The organism is Kitasatospora sp. MY 5-36 (genome assembly GCF_001182915.1).
Classification (GTDB): Bacteria; Actinomycetota; Actinomycetes; order Streptomycetales; family Streptomycetaceae; genus Kitasatospora.
In genome coordinates, this window is sequence record NZ_LFVW01001096.1 from 1 (window position 1) to 1,910 (window position 1,910).

The window sequence follows — 1,910 nt, forward strand, 5'->3', positions numbered from 1 at the left end:
TCCGCGCCGCCGAACTGGTCGCCGCGGCGGTGGCGCAGGCAGCCGATCAGCAGGGCGAGGAAGAGCGTGGCGTAGGCGGTGATGCCGATCAGGCCCTGCTCGCTGAGCACCAGGAAGTACATGTTGTGCGGGGAGAGCAGCGGTTCGCGCTGGAAGCCGATGGTGGCGTCGGCGGCGTCGCTGCCGGAGGACAGCCGCAGCGGGGCGTGGCTGTCGCGCAGCTGCTGGAAGGCCTTGGGGCCGGCGCCGTGCACGGGGTGGTCCTGCCAGATCCGTCCGGCGGTGGACCACAGGTCGTACCGGTCGGAGACGGACTGGTCGGGGGCGGCGGAGACGGAGCCGATCGAGCTGAGCCGCTTGGTGACGCCGGAGCCGCCGAGGCCGAGGCCGCCGACCAGGACGACCGCGGCGGCCAGGCCGAGGACGGCTCCGCGCAGCAGCAGCCGGGCGTCGACGCGCAGCAGCAGGACGGTGGCGGCGAGGCCGGTGGCGATCCAGCTGCCGCGGCTGAAGGAGACGGCCAGCGGGAAGGCGAGGAAGGCGGCGGCGGCGAACATCGCGCGGCGCAGCCGGGCGTTTCCCCCGGGGCCTCGCTCGCCGAGGGCCAGGGCGAGGGCGGCGAGCAGGCCGAAGCTGACCACGCTGGACATCGCCATGATGTCGAGCGCGCCGAAGGTGCCGACGGCCCGGATCGGCTGGCCGGTGTAGGAGGCGCCGGTGTGGGTGAGGTACTGCTTCGCGCCGACCACGCCCTGGATCAGCGCGGCGAGGACGAAGGAGCCGAGCACCAGGCGCTGGTCGGTGCGGTCGCGCAGGGCGCAGAGGACGGCGGCGGGGACCAGGACGAACACCTGGGCGAGCCGGACGAAGCCGGTGACGCTGGCGGCCGGGTCGGTCGAGCCGAGGGTGGCGACGGCGGCGGCGACCACGATCCCGCCGAACAGCGCGCAGGTGGTGCGGCTGACCGCGGGCAGCCGCCCGCGCAGCAGGTTGAGCGCGGTGAGGGCGACCAGGGCCAGCGAGGCGAGGTCGGCGGCGGTGACGTGGACGGCGGCGGCGACGTCCTTCTCCCCGGTGGGCACGCAGACCAGCAGGACGGTGGCGGCGGCCAGCGGGCTGGTGCGCTCGGTGAGCGCGGGTAGGGCCGCCCGTAAGGCCGGGCGGGGGAAGGCGGGGAGGGTCAGGGCCACGAAGGGGTCAGCTCCCGTCCGGGTGGAGCATCAGGGCCGCGGTGCGGCACAGGATCTTGACGTCCTGCCAGAGGCTCCAGCTCTCGATGTAGCGGTTGTCGAAGCGGGCCCGGTCCTCGATGGAGGTGTCCCCGCGCAGGCCGTTGACCTGGGCCAGGCCGGTGAGGCCGACCGGGACGCGGTGGCGGTCCGCGTACTCGGGGTAGGCCTGGCCGAACCGCATGACGAAGTACGGCCGTTCGGGGCGCGGGCCGACCAGGCTCATGTCGCCGCGCAGGACGTTCCACAGCTGGGGCAGCTCGTCCAGCGAGCTCTTGCGCAGCAGCCGGCCGACGGCGCCCATCCGGTGGTCCTGGGAGATGTTCCAGCGGGTGGCGGACTCGTGCTCGTTGCTCGGGCGCAGGGTGCGGAACTTGAGGACGGTGAAGACCCGGCCGTCCAGGCCGGTGCGCTGCTGGCGGAAGAGCACGCCGGGGCCGGTGTCGAAGCGGACGGCGAGGGCGCAGAGCACCAGGACGGGGGCGAGCAGCAGCAGGCCGACCGCGGCGGCGGTGACGTCCAGGGCGCGCTTGGCGGCCCAGCCGGGGCGGCGCATCGCGGGGCTGCCGAGCCGCAGGCAGGGGAAGCCCCACAGGTGGTCGCCGCCGGTGATCGGGGCGGCGGGCAGCGAGCCGTACTCGCGCAGCGCGGGCACCAGCCAGACCTGGCAGCCGAGCCGGG

2 protein-coding genes are annotated in these 1,910 nt (G+C 74.9%); both read right to left on the reverse strand.

What is annotated here, in order from left to right:
- Nucleotides 1-1,190 (reverse strand): O-antigen ligase (locus AE652_RS40425; RefSeq protein WP_049660781.1); only part of this gene is annotated, 1,190 nt, incomplete at its 3' end.
- 7 nt (nucleotides 1,191-1,197) lie between these two features.
- Nucleotides 1,198-1,910 (reverse strand): sugar transferase (locus tag AE652_RS40430; RefSeq protein WP_049660783.1); only part of this gene is annotated, 713 nt, incomplete at its 5' end.